The 16,999-nt window shown below is 60.4% G+C and carries 15 protein-coding genes and 1 pseudogene; 6 read left to right on the top strand and 10 right to left on the bottom strand.

What is annotated here, in order from left to right:
- Positions 1-11: 11 nt before the first annotated feature.
- From OKW98_RS27390 to algB, 3 genes and pseudogenes are all read right to left on the bottom strand, one after another.
- The gene (locus tag OKW98_RS27390) at positions 12-377 is read right to left on the bottom strand and encodes a sensor histidine kinase (RefSeq protein WP_416148411.1); all 366 of its coding nucleotides are present in this window, start codon (positions 375-377) and stop codon (positions 12-14) included.
- 20 nt (positions 378-397) lie between these two features.
- Positions 398-1,799: pseudogene (locus OKW98_RS02300) on the bottom strand (KinB sensor domain-containing domain); the annotation flags it as partial.
- Positions 1,800-1,809: 10 nt separating this feature from the next.
- Complete coding sequence (gene algB / locus OKW98_RS02305) at positions 1,810-3,156, bottom strand: sigma-54-dependent response regulator transcription factor AlgB (RefSeq protein ID WP_265387811.1); 1,347 nt, start codon at positions 3,154-3,156, stop codon at positions 1,810-1,812.
- 257 nt (positions 3,157-3,413) lie between these two features.
- Here algB and OKW98_RS02310 point away from each other — a divergent pair, with 257 nt between their 5' ends.
- The 6 genes from OKW98_RS02310 (at position 3,414) to OKW98_RS02335 (ending at position 8,914) form a co-directional block, all read left to right on the top strand.
- Positions 3,414-4,268 (top strand): BON domain-containing protein, encoded by an 855-nt coding sequence (locus OKW98_RS02310; RefSeq protein WP_265387812.1) that lies wholly within the window; start codon positions 3,414-3,416, stop codon positions 4,266-4,268.
- 272 nt (positions 4,269-4,540) lie between these two features.
- A complete protein-coding gene (locus OKW98_RS02315) occupies positions 4,541-4,825 on the top strand; it encodes a hypothetical protein (protein ID WP_265387813.1) in 285 nt (94 codons plus the stop codon).
- 88 nt (positions 4,826-4,913) lie between these two features.
- Positions 4,914-5,078 (top strand): DUF1328 domain-containing protein, encoded by a 165-nt coding sequence (locus tag OKW98_RS02320; RefSeq protein WP_002555679.1) that lies wholly within the window; start codon positions 4,914-4,916, stop codon positions 5,076-5,078.
- Positions 5,079-5,080: 2 nt separating this feature from the next.
- Positions 5,081-5,548: an inhibitor of vertebrate lysozyme family protein gene (locus OKW98_RS02325; RefSeq protein WP_416147904.1), complete on the top strand. Its 468-nt coding sequence runs from the start codon at positions 5,081-5,083 to the stop codon at positions 5,546-5,548.
- A gap of 698 nt (positions 5,549-6,246) precedes the next feature.
- The gene (gene gltP, locus OKW98_RS02330) at positions 6,247-7,578 is read left to right on the top strand and encodes a glutamate/aspartate:proton symporter GltP (protein ID WP_265387814.1); all 1,332 of its coding nucleotides are present in this window, start codon (positions 6,247-6,249) and stop codon (positions 7,576-7,578) included.
- Between the two features lie 97 nt (positions 7,579-7,675).
- A complete protein-coding gene (locus OKW98_RS02335) occupies positions 7,676-8,914 on the top strand; it encodes a nucleoside recognition domain-containing protein (protein ID WP_265387815.1) in 1,239 nt (412 codons plus the stop codon).
- Here the strand turns inward: OKW98_RS02335 and OKW98_RS02340 are convergent.
- The 7 genes from OKW98_RS02340 to OKW98_RS02370 all read right to left on the bottom strand — a co-directional run bounded on the left by OKW98_RS02340 (position 8,887) and on the right by OKW98_RS02370 (position 16,812).
- Positions 8,887-9,525 carry an ABC-type transport auxiliary lipoprotein family protein gene (locus OKW98_RS02340; RefSeq protein ID WP_265387816.1) on the bottom strand — a complete coding sequence of 213 codons (639 nt, stop codon included), beginning with the start codon at positions 9,523-9,525 and terminating at the stop codon, positions 8,887-8,889. The two genes, OKW98_RS02335 and OKW98_RS02340, sit on opposite strands and share 28 nt — an antisense overlap.
- Positions 9,522-10,460, bottom strand: a complete 939-nt coding sequence (locus tag OKW98_RS02345; RefSeq protein WP_265389630.1) for an MlaD family protein — start codon at positions 10,458-10,460, stop codon at positions 9,522-9,524. Before OKW98_RS02345 ends, OKW98_RS02340 begins: the two co-directional genes overlap by 4 nt.
- On the bottom strand, positions 10,460-11,266 hold the full coding sequence (locus OKW98_RS02350) for an ABC transporter ATP-binding protein (RefSeq protein ID WP_265387817.1): 807 nt from the start codon (positions 11,264-11,266) through the stop codon (positions 10,460-10,462). The genes OKW98_RS02345 and OKW98_RS02350 overlap by 1 nt, the downstream gene beginning before the upstream one ends.
- Entirely contained in the window at positions 11,263-12,375 is a 1,113-nt protein-coding gene (locus OKW98_RS02355; RefSeq protein ID WP_416147907.1) for an MlaE family lipid ABC transporter permease subunit, read from the bottom strand. Before OKW98_RS02355 ends, OKW98_RS02350 begins: the two co-directional genes overlap by 4 nt.
- 67 nt (positions 12,376-12,442) lie before the next feature.
- On the bottom strand, positions 12,443-13,618 hold the full coding sequence (locus OKW98_RS02360; RefSeq protein WP_265387819.1) for a DUF5924 family protein: 1,176 nt from the start codon (positions 13,616-13,618) through the stop codon (positions 12,443-12,445).
- A gap of 100 nt (positions 13,619-13,718) precedes the next feature.
- Positions 13,719-15,101 (bottom strand): M16 family metallopeptidase, encoded by a 1,383-nt coding sequence (locus OKW98_RS02365; RefSeq protein ID WP_265387820.1) that lies wholly within the window; start codon positions 15,099-15,101, stop codon positions 13,719-13,721.
- A gap of 67 nt (positions 15,102-15,168) precedes the next feature.
- The gene (locus OKW98_RS02370) at positions 15,169-16,812 is read right to left on the bottom strand and encodes a Na/Pi cotransporter family protein (RefSeq protein ID WP_265387821.1); all 1,644 of its coding nucleotides are present in this window, start codon (positions 16,810-16,812) and stop codon (positions 15,169-15,171) included.
- Positions 16,813-16,999 lie beyond the last annotated feature (187 nt).

The raw sequence follows: 16,999 nt of genomic DNA on the forward strand, positions 1-16,999 counted from the left end.
GCGAGACCTTTCTACAGTGGCAGTGCCATATAAAACTGTGTGCTCTGCCCCGGTCGTGAATAGACGCCCATTCGCCCGCCGTGCAGTTGAACGATCTCCTTGCACAAGGCCAGCCCCAGGCCTGCGCCGCCTTTCTTGCGTCCAACTTGCACGAACGGCTCGAAGATCCGCGCCTGCTGGCCGTAAGCAATGCCCTCGCCGTTGTCTTCCACGCTGATGATCAAGCGCTCGCCATGACGCCGCGCCTGCAAGCGGATCACACCTGATTTCGGGGTATGGCGCAGGGCGTTATCGAGCAGGTTGTCGAGCACTCGGTCCAGCTGCGCCTTGTCCGCCTGTACCCGTGGCAGTGGCTCCTGGGTTTCCAGCAGCACCATGATGTCCTGATCGTGGGCGGTGTCGGCAAAGCGCTGACGCGCCCCTTCGAGCAATTCGCCGATATCACAGGGCTCCAGCGTCAGCTTTTGCAGGCCGTTCTGATAGCGCGAGAAGTTGAGCAGGTCGTTGATCAACTGCATCAGACGCTGCATTTCTTCGTTGACGGTGTCGAGCAGGTCTTTCTCACGCGAGTCCGGCGGGAAATGCACACGCTCCTGAAGCAGGCCGAAGGCCATGTGCATGCCGGTGACGGGGGTTCGCAGCTCGTGGGAAGCGCGCAGCACGAACTCGCTGCGCACGCGTTCGAACGCCCGCTGCTCAGTGACGTCGTGCAGCACCATAACGGCGCCAACGATGTGCCCCTTGGTATGGCTGACCGGCGTGAGGCTGTAGGTGAGCAGACGGACTTCGCCGTCGATCTCGATGGAAAGATCATCGGGCGCCCGCTCCAGCGTGCCGCCACGCAATACCAGATACAGCTGTTCGTCGAGTTCCGGGCGTTGCAATGCGTCGCCGAGACCCTGGCCCAGCCGACTTTCTTCCCAGCCCAACTGCCGTTGCGCGACCGGGTTCAGGTGTTCAAGTCGCCCTTGGCGATCAATCATCAGCAAGCCGTCGTCGATGCTGTCCAGCACCGCCTGCAAACGCTGCTGGCCGGCGAGCAGCTCATCGACATTGGTTTTCTGATGCTGGCGCAGCGCATCGGCCATCATGCCGAAACGGTGGGTCAGCAGATTCATTTCGTCCGATGAGGACGTGGGCAGCGTGACGTCGAAATCCCCCTGGGCAATCCGGTCCGCCGCCTTGGCCAACTGCTCGATGGGGCCGCCGAAACGCCGGGCAATGCCGTGGGCGGTGACGAAGCCGATAACCAGCACCGCCAGTCCCACCAGCCCCAGCAGCGCCGAAACCCACAGCGCTCGCGACCTTGAGGCGCTTTCTGCCTGGCTGATGTTCACCAGCGCTTGGCGGTGGGCGTCGAGCAGGCCATCGCGCAACGTGTTGAACGCATCGGTCACGGCCTCATTGTCGCGGATCGCGTCACCACGCTCGCTGGATTGTTCGATGGTTTTGACGAAGCGGGCGTAGTTCACCCGGGCCGTTTCGAAGCCGCTGGGAACGCCGGTTTGCTGATCATGTTCGATGCCCTGATCGAGCAGATTCTGGAACTGTTCCTGATTGCGCTTGATCGACGCCTGATCGGGGCTGTCCTTAAGCATCATGACCAATTGGTCGCCCAGGTTCTGTCGCAGCTTCAAACCGATATCGAGGGTGATGAAGTTGTGCCGAATCGACGATTCCTGAGATTTGGCCATCTGCATGACGCTGACGAGCCCCAGCACCAAGCCCAGCAGGGCAACGGTGATGAGGGCGGAAATACTCAGGAAAAGTCGGGTGCGCAACTTCATCGCAAACATCATCGGCGCCCTGTCACAGGTTGTACTGCTTGCGTTTTCGGTACAGCGTCGAGGCGTCGATGCCCAACGTGCGTGCGGCCTGATCCAGCGTATCGCTGGTGGCCAGCACCGCGCCGATGTGAGCTTTCTCCAGCTCATCCAGGCTCAACGCTGCGCCCACGCGCGGGGCATTGTTGACCGGTTGTTCGGCCATGCCCAGATGCGTGATTTCGACTTTTTCCTGCGGGCAGATAATGCTCGCCCGCTCAATCACATTTCGCAGCTCGCGAATGTTGCCGGGCCACCGGTAGTTGAGCAGCGCACTGCGCGCCTGTTCGCTGAAGCCCCGCGCCGGGCGGCTGTATTCCTTGACGAAGCGTGCAAGGAAGCGGTCCGCCAGCGTAAGGATGTCTTCGCTTCGCTCGCGCAGAGGGGGCAGGTTCAGGGTGATCACGTTCAGGCGATACAGCAGGTCCTCGCGAAAACGCCCTTCGCGGACCATGTCTTCGAGGTTCAGATTAGTCGCCGCCAGAATGCGCACGTCGGCGCGACGGGTGACCGGGTCACCGACGCGCTCGTATTCCTTGTCCTGAATGAAGCGCAGCAGTTTTGGCTGAAGCGTGAGCGGGAAGTCGCCGATTTCATCGAGGAACAAGGTACCGCCGTCTGCCTGATTCACCCGACCGAGCGTGCTTTCGCTGGCACCGGTGAAGGCGCCACGGCTATGGCCGAACAGTTCGCTTTCCATCAACTCGGCAGTGAGCGACGGACAGTTGATGGTCACGCAGGCCTTCTTGGCGCGCTTGCTCCAGCCATGAATCGCCCGCGCCAATTCACCCTTACCCGTACCGGATTCACCGAGGATAAGGATGTTGGCGTCGGTGTTGGCGACCTGCCGGGCGGTTTCGAGGATCGCCATCATCGACGGGCTGTGGGAATCGAGGCCGTCCTTTGGTTTGCGAACTTCGCCTTCCAGGGCTTCGAGTCGCGCGGACAACTGGCGGACTTCGAGCTGCTTGGCGGTGGCGAGGCGCAGTTGATCCGGGCTGCAGGGCTTGACCAGGTAATCGGCAGCGCCGGCCTGGATCGCGTCCACGGCAGTGTCGACGGCCGAATGCGCGGTGACAATCACCACGCGCATCCAGGGCGCCTGCACGCGCATTTGCGCCAGAACATCCAGCCCGTTGTCCTCACCCAGACGCAGGTCGAGGAAACACACGTCGAATACCTGACGCTGTAACAGCGCCTCTGCCTGCGCCGCACTGTTGGCGGTGGCTACGTTGTAGCCCTCATCTTCCAGGCAATAACGGAAGGTGCGAAGGATGGCGGATTCATCATCCACGAGCAGAATACGGCCCTGATTCTCAGCGGCTGCTTCCATTTTTCCTACGCTCCTTTATGAATAGTCTGTGTTAGTCCCGGAAAAATCGGGCAAGTTGCATGGTTCATTCTGATTGATTCTTTACGCTGCATGGTAGCGATCTTCTGAAAAAAGCCGTCAAGCGCTGATCCATGGCAGGTCACGCCCATTAACCGCCGGCTCGAACCCCCATGCAGGCAAAATCAGGACGCGCCGAACATCTGGGCAAAAGACCAGTCTGTCCAGAGGTACCTTTTTGCAATTGTCTGGAGATTCCCATGCCCCCGTTGAAGAAGATCGCCCTGGCCATCACCACTGCCAGCCTGCTCGGACTGACGCCCGTCATCGCCCACGCCGCAGCCGCCGATCTGCAGACCCAGCTGGCCGAAGCGCGCCAGGAGGGTTCGATCTGGACCGCCTTTGCCCTGAACCGGCATTTGAGCCCGTTCAAGATCAGCGTGGACGTGGAGCAAGGCACTGCGATCCTCAAGGGCAAGGTCGAGAACCAGGTCGACAAGGATCTGGCGGCGCAGATAGCCGGCGACATTCAGGGGATCAACAAGGTCGATAACCAGCTTGAGATCGATCCGCAGGTCGCCGCCGATCCGAGCACCAAAGCCGCCATGGCCCAGCGTTTTGACGACGCTACGCTGACGGCAACCATCAAGTCCAAGTTGCTGTGGAACAGCGTGACTGAGGCGTTGAACATCGATGTCAACGCTGCTCAGGGTGTTGTCACCCTCAAGGGCCAGGCGAAAGACGCGGATGCCAAGCAGTTGGCCGGAAGCCTGGCCACCAACACGGACGGCGTGACGGAGGTGAACAACCTCATCAGCGTTAGTGCGCGAGACACACAGGCAATCAAAGAGCAGAACGAACTCCAGGCCGATGCCGTCCGCGAGGAATTCAGTGATGTGTGGATCACCAGTAAGGTGAAATCCAGCCTTATATATAGCCGTACGCTCGACGGTTTGAACATCAAGGTCCAGACCAAAGACGGTGTGGTGACGCTGGACGGTGTGGTGGCCAACTATGCCGAGAAAGAATTAGCGGTCGAGATCGCGCGCAATATTCGGGGGGTCAAAGGCGTCGATGCCGACACCTTGCGCGTTACAGCGCGCAGCGCAGGCTAGAGCGTTACGCGGCGGTCGGAACAAGGGTGTCAGAACTGAATTCGCACCCGGAATGAATTCGGCCGCAGCGGTGGTGTCAGGCCATTCGTGCATTCCGCACGATGGCAAATGTTCAATCGTGCAGCTTGCGCGTACGACGCTTCCGAGCAGGACACGCAACCTATTGATTTAAAAGGATTAATTCGTTCTCAAAAAGCTGGCACACAGCGTGCAATATCCTTGGTAACAAAGGCCCGAACAGACGGCCGACAAGATTGCCAGGAGTCCGCTGAATGAACGCTCAACATCTCGCCAACAAACTGCGTATCTCACCTCTGCATGTGCAGCAGGTTTTGTTTGCCAGTCTGGCGCTGATGATCACGCTCATTGCGGTTCAGCAATTCAATCACTGGAATCAGAATCAGGAAGTGACTCAGGTTCACTACTCCCATGCCCACACCGCACCGTTTGCCAAGGCAGCTGCGCTGAAAGCCTCGGACGTCGCCCTGAGCATGCAAGTTGATGATGCGGCCGCTACTGATGTTGAAGCGCCGCGTCAGCAAAGCTGGGTTTTCTGATCCTTTGGGTCAAAGACGCGATCTACCCCGAGGGTCATCCCGACGCCTCGACGTAGCAAAAAATCAATAAACAGTAAGGAGAGTCACCATGTTGAGCTGGGCAATCACATTTCTGATCATCGCTATCGTTGCAGCCGTCCTTGGTTTTGGTGGTATCGCAGGTACTGCTACCGGCATCGCCAAGATCCTGTTCGTGGTCTTCCTGGTCATGTTCGTGGTGTCGTTCTTCTTTGGCCGTCGCGGCCGAGGCTGAATATGGGCTTCAAGCATTTCCATGCACTGACATTGGCGCTCCTTGCGAGCGCCAGCGTTACAGCCATGGCGGCCAACGACGGTCAGTCTCGGGCGAACGAGCTGTTGAGCTCTGACCCCGAATACCGTGAGACGTGGTCAAGCGTGGTAAAGAAGGAAGAGCGACTGCCCGATTGGGTGATCAATCTTTCTGGTGCCGCTGAGCAGATGAATGCCGTCACCGAAGACGGCGACAAGTACCTGGTAGGGCCGCTCTGCGAAACCCAGGACACTTGCCGCAATAAGCGCCTCATTGTGGCGTTTAGTCTGAACAAGTCCCATGCGTACGCCCTGTTGGTCGAAGTGCCATCGGGACTTCCCGCAGACAAATCACCGACGCGTCATGCGGATTACCGGTTTTTGGGCAAACCAGATGAAGGCATGCAAGGCCTTCTGAAAGAGCAGCTCAAGAAAGATCCGAACTGGTACTGATCTGAATGATGGCAGACCTGTCCCTGACAGATCTGCCTGATAGGCGCGCAGCCCGAAGACGGTGCGCGTATGACCAAGGGGCCGGGGCGTTGCGATCAAGGGAGTGATCGAAGCGGCCTAGGTGTACAAGGAGTACTCCCACACGTGGGCCGGGTCAGGCAAGCCGCAACGCAAGTCCATCGTTCGATACGGTTTAGCCGTTATCCGACAGTGGACTTGTGAAGCGCAAATATCCTCTATTCCCTTCAGGCTCTTTGGTCCTCATGAGTCCTAAATAGCGCCTTCCACACGTCCTACGACCGTATATCGCCAAAAATCCCCCGCTTCAATGGCTTGTCGGCCGTCTGTGACCAATCCGTCACATTGCCACCCCGCGTCGCACAAATCCGCTACAGGCGACGTTTTAGCCACTTCTCAGCATTCCCACGTCGAGTAAATCCGCCCTCTTTTAGCGCATCCATGCGTAAGTGATTGATTTGCATCATGCCGATTCGGCATGGGGTAGTCATTTACGGCATTAGACGGTGGCAGTCACCGTGGGAATAGTTGCGCCTTTTTCGCCTGCTCAGAGCTCGGATGCTCGCCTGCGGCCACTTACGAGACAGTCCTGACGGCGAGCGCGGCGTCGCGCTTGCTGGCAAGCGCAATGATGAACGTGTGGTTGGGGGATGCCTCGGCAATGACAACAAGGTAATGACATGAAGAAGGCAAAACTGAGCCTCGCCTGGCAGATCCTCATCGGCCTGGTCCTGGGTATCGCCATCGGCGCCGTCCTGAACCATTTCAGCACCGAGAAAGCCTGGTGGATCAGCAATATCCTGCAGCCAGCGGGCGACATCTTTATCCGCCTGATCAAAATGATCGTTATCCCGATTGTGATCTCTTCCCTGGTCGTGGGCATCGCCGGCGTTGGCGACGCCAAGAAGCTCGGCCGTATCGGCCTGAAGACTATCCTCTATTTTGAAATCGTCACGACGATTGCCATCGTCGTGGGCCTGCTGCTGGCCAACGTCTTCCATCCCGGCACCGGCATCGATATGAGCACGCTGGGCACGGTGGACATCTCGCAGTACCAGAAGACCACCGCTGAAGTGCAGCATGATCATGCCTTTGTCGCCACGATCCTAAACCTCATCCCGTCGAATATCTTCGCGGCGGTTGCTCGTGGCGACATGCTGCCGATTATCTTCTTCTCGGTGTTTTTCGGACTGGGCCTGTCGAGCCTGAACGCGGAAGTGCGTGATCCGCTGGTGAAGGTATTCCAGGGCGTTTCGGAGACCATGTTCAAGGTCACCCACATGATCATGAACTACGCGCCGATTGGCGTGTTCGCACTGATCGCCGTGACCGTTGCCAACTTCGGATTCGCCTCGCTGCTGCCGTTGGCCAAGCTGGTGATTCTGGTGTACGTCGCCATCGCCTTCTTTGCCTTCGTGGTGCTGGGCCTGATTGCGCGCCTGTTCGGCTTCTCGGTGCTCAAGCTGATGCGCATCTTCAAGGACGAACTGGTGCTGGCCTACTCCACCGCCAGTTCCGAAACCGTGCTGCCGCGCGTGATCGAGAAGATGGAAGCGTACGGCGCGCCGAAGGCCATCAGCAGCTTCGTGGTGCCGACCGGTTACTCGTTCAACCTCGATGGTTCGACGCTGTATCAAAGCATCGCGGCGCTGTTCATTGCGCAGCTGTACGGCATTGATCTGTCGATCGGCCAGCAGTTGATGCTGGTCCTGACCCTGATGGTGACCTCTAAAGGCATTGCCGGTGTGCCGGGCGTGTCGTTTGTCGTGCTCCTGGCAACTCTGGGCAGCGTGGGCATCCCGCTTGAAGGCCTGGCGTTCATCGCCGGCGTCGACCGCATCATGGACATGGCGCGCACGGCGCTGAACGTGATCGGCAACGCACTCGCTGTGTTGGTGATCTCGCGCTGGGAAGGCATGTACGACGATGCCAAGGGCGAGCGCTACTGGAATTCCCTGCCGCACTGGCGTGGCAAGGACCCTCTGCCGGCGGGCCAATCGACGGTCGAGTAATCACTGTCTGGCGTGAATCATCAAACCCTGGCCCCGGCCAGGGTTTGTTGTTTCTGCCCCCGCCGTTATCATCGCCGCATCTTGCGAGGGGATTTGTATGCTGAACGGCCTATGGCTTGGGTTTTTTGTGGTCGCGGCGATTTCTGCGCTGGCGCAGTGGCTGGTCGGGGGCAATTCCGGCGTTTTTGCCGCCATGGTCGAGAGCATCTTCGCCATGGCCAAGCTGTCGGTGGAAGTCATGGTGCTGTTGTTCGGCACCCTGACCCTCTGGTTGGGCTTTCTTAACATCGCCGAGAAGGCCGGAATCGTTGACTGGCTGGGCAAAGTCCTGGCGCCGCTGTTTCATCGCCTGATGCCCGAAGTGCCGCGCGGCCACCCGGCACTGGGCCTGATCACCCTCAACTTTGCCGCCAACGCGCTCGGCCTGGACAACGCCGCCACACCCATCGGCCTCAAGGCCATGCGCTCGCTACAAGAGCTCAATCCCAGTAAGACCGTCGCCAGCAACGCGCAGATCCTCTTTCTGGTGCTCAACGCTTCCTCGCTGACGCTGCTGCCTGTGACCATCTTCATGTACCGCGCCCAGCAAGGCGCCGCCGACCCCACCATGGTGTTCTTGCCGATCCTGCTCGCCACCAGCGCCTCGACGCTGGTCGGTCTGCTGTCAGTGGCGTTCATGCAGCGCCTCAAGTTGTGGGACCCGGTGGTGCTCGCTTACCTGATTCCGGGCGCGCTGCTGCTGGGCGGGTTCATGGCGTTACTGGCCGGGCTGTCCGCCGCTGCGCTGTCGAGCCTGTCTTCGGTGCTGGGCAATGTGACGCTGTTCGGCATCATCATGCTGTTCCTGGTGATCGGCGCGCTGCGCAAAGTGAAGGTGTACGAGACGTTCGTTGAGGGCGCGAAAGAAGGCTTTGACGTCGCCAAGAATCTGCTGCCGTATCTGGTTGCGATGCTCTGCGCCGTCGGCGTGCTGCGCGCATCGGGCGCGCTGGATCTGATCCTTGAAGGTATTCGACACGGCATTCAGTGGCTGGGCCTGGACGCCCGCTTCGTCGATGCGCTGCCGACCGCACTGGTCAAGCCGTTCTCAGGCAGTGCGGCGCGGGCGATGCTGATCGAGACCATGAAAACCCAAGGCGTCGACAGCTTTCCGGCCCTCGTCGCGGCGACGATTCAAGGCAGCACCGAAACCACGTTCTATGTACTGGCGGTGTATTTCGGCGCCGTGGGTATTCAGCGAGCGCGACACGCCGTGGGTTGCGCGCTGCTGGCGGAATTTGCCGGAGTCGTCGCAGCGATCTCCGTCTGCTATTGGTTCTTCGGCTCGGCGGTGTAACGCTTCTCGCCCTGCTCGACGGTCCATTGCAACACTTGGGCGGCCAGTGCATCGCTGGCCTGACCAAACGCCGAGACCACCGCCGGCACCTGCTTGTCGGCCACCGGCTGATGCACTTCAAAGCGCCGGCTAGCGACTATCCGCTGGCGATCGTCGGCCAGCCGCGCATCAAGGCGAATCACCACGTCAATGGCAGCCCCGCGATACTCGCTCTGAAACGCCAGCAGCTCCCCGCCCAACTCAAAATCGGCCTGCAGATTACTGTCGTCGGTGCTGATCGACTGGATTCGTCCATCGCGGTAGAACGCATCGGTCAAGCTGTTGCGCAGCAGGACCGGCGCTGGATCACTCCAGCGCGCGCCTTTGTAGCTGCTGATGAGATTGCCCTGGGGGATGACGGCGATGCGCGGGCTGTCCAGTGTCTCGCTGGATTTGGGCCGCACCACCCGCAACGACCACGACACGGGCGACGTCCCTTTGCCGGCGGGTGATGCCGTCGGCAAGCGGTAGACGTCAGACGGCGCCTGCTCCGGGAGGATCGAACAGGCGCCGAGGGACAACAGGGTTGCCGTCAACAACAGTCGAGTGATGGACTGACCGACAAGCCTCATGGCTCGAACTCCTTATTCTTCTCGCTGCCCAGCAGGTAGCCGCTCGGGTTGGCATTCAGGCTGCGCGAGATGGTTTTCAATGAGCTGAGGGTTTCACGCAGCTCGCGAATCGCCGGGCCCAGTTCGCCCAGCCCTTGCAGCCCGTCGTTTACCGAATTCTGATTGTTCTTGAGCAGCGTGTTGATGGTCTGGCTGCTCTGTTCAAGGGACTTCATCGCCTGCTGCGCGCTGGCGATGGTTTGCCTGCCATCGCTGGTCAGCAGCTGGTTGGCATTGCGCATCAGCATCGACGTTTGCTCCAGGGTCGCGCCGGCCTGCTTGCTCAGCAGCGTCATCTGCTTCAACGCCTGACGAATGTCGTCGCGCTGATCGGAGATCGCACCGGTGGTTTGCTCCAGATGTTGCAGCGTGCGCGACAGCGTGTCCACGTTGTTCGAAGAAAACATCGCGTTGGCATTGTGCAGCAGTGCATTGGTGCCGCTGAGCAAGTCGTCGCTGTCGTTCAGCAGCCGCGAGATGGGCGACGGTGAGGCGATGATCACCGGCAGGTTGCCGGCCTCGCCCTTCAGCGCCTCGCTTTGCGGTGTGCCGCCACTGAGCTGAATGAGCGATGTACCGGTAATGCCGGCCAATGCCAGTTTTGCGAAGGTGTCGCGCTTGATCGGGGTTTCACCCGCAACGCGAATCTGCGCCAGCACGCGGCGCGGGTCTTGAGGGTCAAGGCGCAGTTGCACCACGTCACCGACTTTGATGCCGCTGTACTGCACCGGGCTGCCCCGAGACAAACCGGTGACCGCCTCGTTGAAGACAACCTGGTAATCCTTGAACGCCGTGTCGACGCTGGATTTTGCCAGCCACAAGCCGAACAGCAGCGCGGCGGCGACCACGATGACCGTGAACAGGCCGATCAGAACGTGGTGGGCGCGGGTTTCCATCATGAGACCTCGTGTGGGTGGGTGGCCGCCGAATAGGCCGAGCGGCCGCGCGGGCCATGAAAGTATTCGTGAATCCAGGCGTCCTTGGTCGCGGACACCTTGTCGATGCTGTCCGCGACCAACACGCGCTTCTGCGCCAGCACGGCGACGCGGTCGGTGATTGTATAAAGCGTGTCGAGGTCGTGGGTGACCATGAACACGCTCAACCCCAAGGCGTCGCGCAGGGTCAGGATCAACTGATCAAACGCGCCGGCGCCAATCGGATCGAGCCCGGCGGTGGGTTCGTCCAGAAACAGAATGTCCGGGTCCAGCGCCAGCGCCCTTGCCAGCGCCGCGCGCTTGATCATGCCGCCCGAGAGCGACGCGGGGTATTTGTGCGCCGCCGACAGCGGCAGTCCGGCCAACGCCATTTTGATCCCGGCCAGATGCTCGGCCTCCTCGCGGCTCAGTCCGGCGTGTTCAATCAGCGGCAACGCGACGTTCTCCGTAATGGTCAGCGACGAGAACAGCGCGCCTTTCTGAAACAGGACACCGAAACGTCGTTCAACCTGAGAGCGTGCTTTGTCGGGCAGATTCAGCAAGTCCTGACCCAATACGCGGACACTGCCCGAGGCAGGTCTTTGCAGCCCGACAATGCTGCGCAGCAAGACCGACTTGCCTGCGCCGGAGCCGCCGACCACGCCGAGGATCTCCCCGCGATACAGGTCCAGATCGAGGTTCTCGTGCACCACTTGCGGGCCGAAGCGATTGCTCAGGCCGCGAACCTCGATCACCTTTTCAACGGGTTGTACGCAACGGCGGGTCACCAGCCTATCTCCATGCAAAACATCGCCACCAGTGCGTCCAGTACGATGACCACGAAAATGGACTGCACCACGCTCGACGTCGTGTGAGCCCCAACGGACTCAGCGCTGCCCTCGACCTTGAAGCCTTCCAGGCAGCCAATGGCGGCGATGAAGAATGCAAAGATCGGCGCCTTGGCGATGCCGACGAGAAAATGCTGCACCCCAATGTCGGCCTGCATCAACGACAGAAACATTGCCGGCGAGATGCCCAGCGACACAGCGCAGACCACGCCGCCACCGACAATGCCGCAGATCATTGCGAGAAAGGTCAGCATGGGCAGTGAGATGAGCAACGCGATCACGCGGGGCAATACCAGCAGCTCTGTAGGACTCAGCCCCAGGGTTTGCAGCGCATCCAGTTCCTCGTTGGCTTTCATTGAGCCGATCTGCGCGGTGAAAGCGCTGGCCGTGCGACCGGCCAACAGAATGGCGGTCAACAGCACGGCGAATTCCCGCAGGAACGAGAAGCCGATCAGGTCAACGGTGAAAATCGTCGCGCCAAAGGCCTTTAGGACCGTGGCGCCGAGAAAGGCCACCACGGCGCCCACCATGAACGTCAGCAGCGCCACGATGGGCGCGGCGTCCAGGCCGATTTGCTCGATGTGGGCGATGACGGAAGTGGTGCGCCAGCGTTTGGGCCGCAACAGCGTGGACGCAAACGTCTGGAGGATGAGCCCGATAAAGCCCAGTAACTGCAACGTGTCCTTCCAGATCACGTCCACCGCCGAGCCAATTCGCGCCAGCAGTTGCATGCCCACGGCCGCTTCAGGCTCTCGGACTGGCCGGCAATAGTCAGCCAATGCGCTTTGGATGGTCTGCATCAGCGCGCGGCTGGACTCCGGCAGATTGGGCGCTTGCACGGCCAGCAAACGCAGACGTTGCACGCCGAGCAGCTCTACCAGCAACGACGCACCGGCGGTATCGAGCGCGCCGAGCTCTTCCATATCCACGAGGGCAGTTGGAGCGAATCCGGCGCTCAATGCATCGGTCTGGCGCTTGAGTTCGCGGTAATGGGCGAGCGTCCAGTCTCCGGCAATCCGCAGCTGCACCGGATTGTTCGAAGTGTCCATCAAGACGCGCCCTGGAGTCTTGGGCGCGGAGGAAGCCTGCGTGGTCAGTGGGGTCATGGCGACGAGCTTAGTTGGTTTTGGCCGGGGCAGAAGCGTTCTCGGCTGGTGCACTGTCCGCAGGTTTTTTAGCCTCGGAATCATCCGGATCTACAGCGTCGGTGCCTGGCTTCAGGCCTGCCGGCTTGATCTTGTTGCGAGTGACGGCCGGTTGATCGCGCTCAGTGACGTCAAACCGCAGCACACCGATCATCTGCCCGTCCTCAGTGAGCACCCTCACCTGCCATTTGCCGAGCACGTCCGGCGGGAAATTCTGCTTGTGCGTCCAGGCCCGATAGCCTTCCTCACGACCGCCCTTAATGTCTAGAGCGATACGCTCTATTTCCTCGCCATTATGGCGCCACACGTGATAAATCCGTTCGTTGAGGCCGCGCGGGGCGTTTATTGACGTATAGGCGTAGAGCCCTGCGCTGCGCAGCTGGTTGACGCCGATCTCCTGAACGCTCTCGCCGGGGGTCCGATTCTGGTTGTCGAAGCGCGTGCTGATTGCAGCCTCGGTCAGCCAGAGCGTCGCCGGCGGCACCCAGAATCGCGCCATCCAGCCCGCACCGCCGATGGCCAGTGTCATGGCTACCACGCCGACGCCGCGTTTCCAGTTGTTGATCGGATAGCCCGACGCCAGGCTCGGGAACGACAGCAGCATCGCAATGCCCAGCGCCAGCTTGTAGCTCTCGGCCGTGGTCAGGTGAACGATGATCGGCAGCGCCGTGAGCAATGCGGCGAACAGCGTCAGCGTGTGCAGAGCCATGAACAGCCAGCGGCGCGGCGCCAGCCATTTGTAGTACAGCGGGTCGATGATCGAAATCAGGCCTGCCGCCCCGAGCAGCCCGGTGAACGCCAGCTGGCCGCTGTACCACGTGGTGGTCACGAAAAAGAACGGCAGTACGAAGAACAGGCTTTCCTGATGGATCATCTGGGTGCCGTAGCGCAACAGCGGCTGCGGGATCTCGCGCTTGAACAGCTTCGCGAACAGGGCGACCGCGCTGTTTTCCACCATCAGCCAGATCCAGCTCACCAGCAGAATGACCGCAATCCAGGTCGCCAGCTTGGCTTGGCGATCCACCAGAATGAAGCTGCCGATGCCTGAGCAGAACCCGAAGAACGCAATCAGCCCGGGGTAGCGCTTGATGAACTCCAGCACGCGCTGTACCAGCGAGTGATGAATGATTGCGTTAATGTCGGGCATCTTGGGGCGTCGCTCTCAGGTATAGGTCGAGGTGTATAGAAAATAACCAAAATCGGACTCCGCCCACTTCGACGAAATCGTACAGAGCCTAGCGCTTCGCTTACAACGGCCGCTTCTTGTAAACCCGCCACCGCCAGAGAATCAGCGACGCCACCAGCACTGTCAGCAGGCATCCGATGGCGTACAGCTCGTCGTAGCTGAGCAGTGGTTCCTCAACGCGAAGATACCCGGGTTGCGCCAGCAATTGACGCATCGCCTGATTGGCCAGATCCAGGCTCACGCCACGGGTGCGCTTGGCCGGGTCCTGAAAGCGACCATCGTCGTAATCATTCAGCGCACCCCAGTAATAGTCGGCCAAAGCGCTATTGCCTTGAACGGTCCAGGCCTGCTTGGCGATGGAGGCCTGTTGCAGTCGTGCAAAGGTGGCCGGGTCCATGCCTTCCTTTCGCAGCCGCTGGAGCATAGAGCGCACCGCCGCCGTGGCCGAATCGACGTCTTCGCGGTTCAGATCGGCATTCAGGCTGAGAAAACCGGTGTCCCCAAACGCTTCGCGATCGGCCCATGGCCCGTAGGAGTAACCCTTGTCCAGACGCAGTTCGCTGTACAGCGCCCAGTCCAGGTAAGCCTTCACCAGATCCCAGGTTTCATCGTGCTGCTCGCCCATGTCCGGCTCGGGGAACAAAAGATGCAGCTTCGCGCCGTCGCCCAATGAGCCGCGCACCAACGTGCGTTCAGGGTCGGCCTTTTCGGTCATCGAGCGGAGCGGCGGATGTTCCGTCGGATCGACCGCATTGAGTTGGCCGAAGGTGCGCTCCAGGTAGGCCGGCAGCAACTTGTCGAGGTCGCCCACGATGATCAGCGTCATGTTGTTGGAGGCGTACCAGTTGTCGTGGATGTTCTCGATCTGCTCCAGCGTCAAGTGATCGACCTCAGGCCGCTCCGCGCACTTGAGGCCCAGCTCCACAGCAAGCTGGCTGCCGGCGCTGTGGCCCAGATCGCGCTTGTCCAGCCAGCGTTGCAGATGCGAATAATGGCCGCCGTCTTCACGGGTGACAATGCGCTTGGCGGTGTCCAGATTGGCTTGATTGATTTGCGTGTGGGTTAGCAGATTGAGCAGCAGGTCGAGCACCTTGCGCTGATTCTGCGCTGGCGCCTCGATGACGAAGGTGGTGTCGGTGTTGCTGGTGAACGCGTTCCACTCCCCGCCCAACGCCTGCATCTGCTGCTCAAGGCCGCCCTCACCGCTGTTGTCGATCCCGCTGAAGAGCAGGTGCTCAAGCAAGTGCGGCAGCTCTTTGTCTTCGCATTTAAAGTCATCGAAGCCAATACCCACGACCAGCCGGATAGCGACGTGCCCCTTGTCCGCAGGCTTGAGCAGCAACTGCAAACCGTTGGGCAGCACGTAGCCCTCGACCTGAAACCGGTCGAGGGCCATGGAAGAAAGGGATGTCAGAACCAGACAAACGAACAGCAGGCAACGCATAAAAACGGGCTTCCTTGCGGGCCGGTATGTGTAACAGACTTCGCAGCCGCCCCTGCGTTCACCACGATTAATCCGCATTGCCCTCGCTGGACAAGGCGCCTGTGTCGGTGGTTTCAAGGACCGCGTAAGCGCTGCTGCAGAACAGGGAGTTCAAGCGTTTCATGTCGGAAATCAGCTCGAGGTGCAGGGAACTGGTCTCGATACTCTGGACGATCTTACGTTGCAGCCTGCTGACATGGGCGTGTGCCAGGCGCCGCTCCTGTGCCCGAAAACGACGTTTCTCGCGCAACAACTGGCGCGCGCTTTCCGGGTCGCCGCTGAGGAAGACCGACAGGCCCAGGCGCAGATTCGCCATCAGTTGCTCGTGCAGCCCGGAAAGTTCTTCCAGACCAACGTCGGAAAACGACCGCCGCTGTGACGTCTTCTGCTGCTGGACCTTGCGCAGCATGCGCTCGATCAAACCGCTGGCCAGCTCCAGATTGATAGCCAGTTCGATGATCTCGGCCCAGCGGCGATTGTCCTGATCGCTGAGGTCGTCGCGGGGCATCTGCGCCAGGTACAACTTGATGGCGTTGTAGAGCACCTCGACATCGTCGTTGAGCCGGCGCACCTCCTGAGTAACCGCCGTCTGGTTGCCACGCAGCACCTCTTGCATGGCATTGAGCATGCTGTCGATCAGATCGCCCATGCGCAGGGTTTCGCGCACGGCATTGGCCAGCGCCAGGCTCGGCGTGGCGAGTGCGGTCAGGTCCAGATGGCGAGGCTTGGTCTGGCCGTTGATCTCGGCCTGCTGCGGCAGAATCGACGCGCACAGGCGCCCCATTGGTCCCACCGTCGGCAGCATGATCAGGCAACGCAGGGAGTTGTAAATAACGTGAAAGCTGATGACCAGGCTCGAGGGGCTGACATTCAGCGTATCCATCCAGGCCACCAGCGGCGTCAGCACCGGGGTGATCAGCAACAGGCCGATCAGTTTGTAGAGCAGGCTGCCCAGCGCCACTTGTCGACCGGCCACGTTTTGCATGCTGGTGCTGAGGAACGCCAACAGGCCGCTGCCGATGTTGGCGCCGATCACCAGACCGATCGCCACCGGCAGGCTGATGATCTCCGCGCCCGCCAGGGTCGCCGTCAGCAGCACGGCCGCAAGGCTTGAGTAGGAGATCAGCGCGAACATGGCGCCGACCAATGCGTCGAGCAGAAGATCGCCCGTCAGTGACGCAAACAGCACCTTCACCCCGGCCGCCTGGGTGATGGGTGCAGCGGCAGTGACAATCAGCTGCAAGGCGAGAATGATCAAGCCCAGCCCAATGCCGACACGGCCCAGTTGGCCGACGCGGGTTTGTTTGCGCGACAGAAAGAAGATCACGCCCAGAAAGATCAGCAGTGGTGACAGCCACGACAGGTCGAACGTCAGGATGCGCGACATCACGGCCGTACCGACGTCGGCGCCGAGCATGATGGCCAGCGCTGGCGTCAGGCCCATCAAACCCTGGCCGACAAAGGACGTCACCAGCATCGCCGTGGCATTACTGCTTTGCACCACTGCGGTGACCAGGATCCCCGCGACAAATGCCAGCGGGCGCTTGGACATGTTCTGGCCAATGACCCGGCGCAGCTGCGAACCATAGACACGCAGAATGCCGGTTCGAACGATGTGTGTGCCCCAGATCAACAGCGCGACGGCGGAAAGCAAATCGAGCAGGGTCAGCATATGGAGAGCCCCCTGTAGGTTGCCCATCGGGCAAAGTTAAAAGGTCCAGCGTGTAGCGAGCGTAGGCGCTTGAGGGGTATCGAACAGCGCCCTCAACTAAAGCTTTAGTCGGCCTGTGGCCTTAATGCCAGCATGGCACAGCGAATTACTTCTTGAAACAAATCTGTCATAAATCAGGTGTTTGAAA

The organism is Pseudomonas sp. KU26590, from assembly GCF_026153515.1.
In the GTDB taxonomy this organism is placed as follows: Bacteria; Pseudomonadota; Gammaproteobacteria; order Pseudomonadales; family Pseudomonadaceae; genus Aquipseudomonas.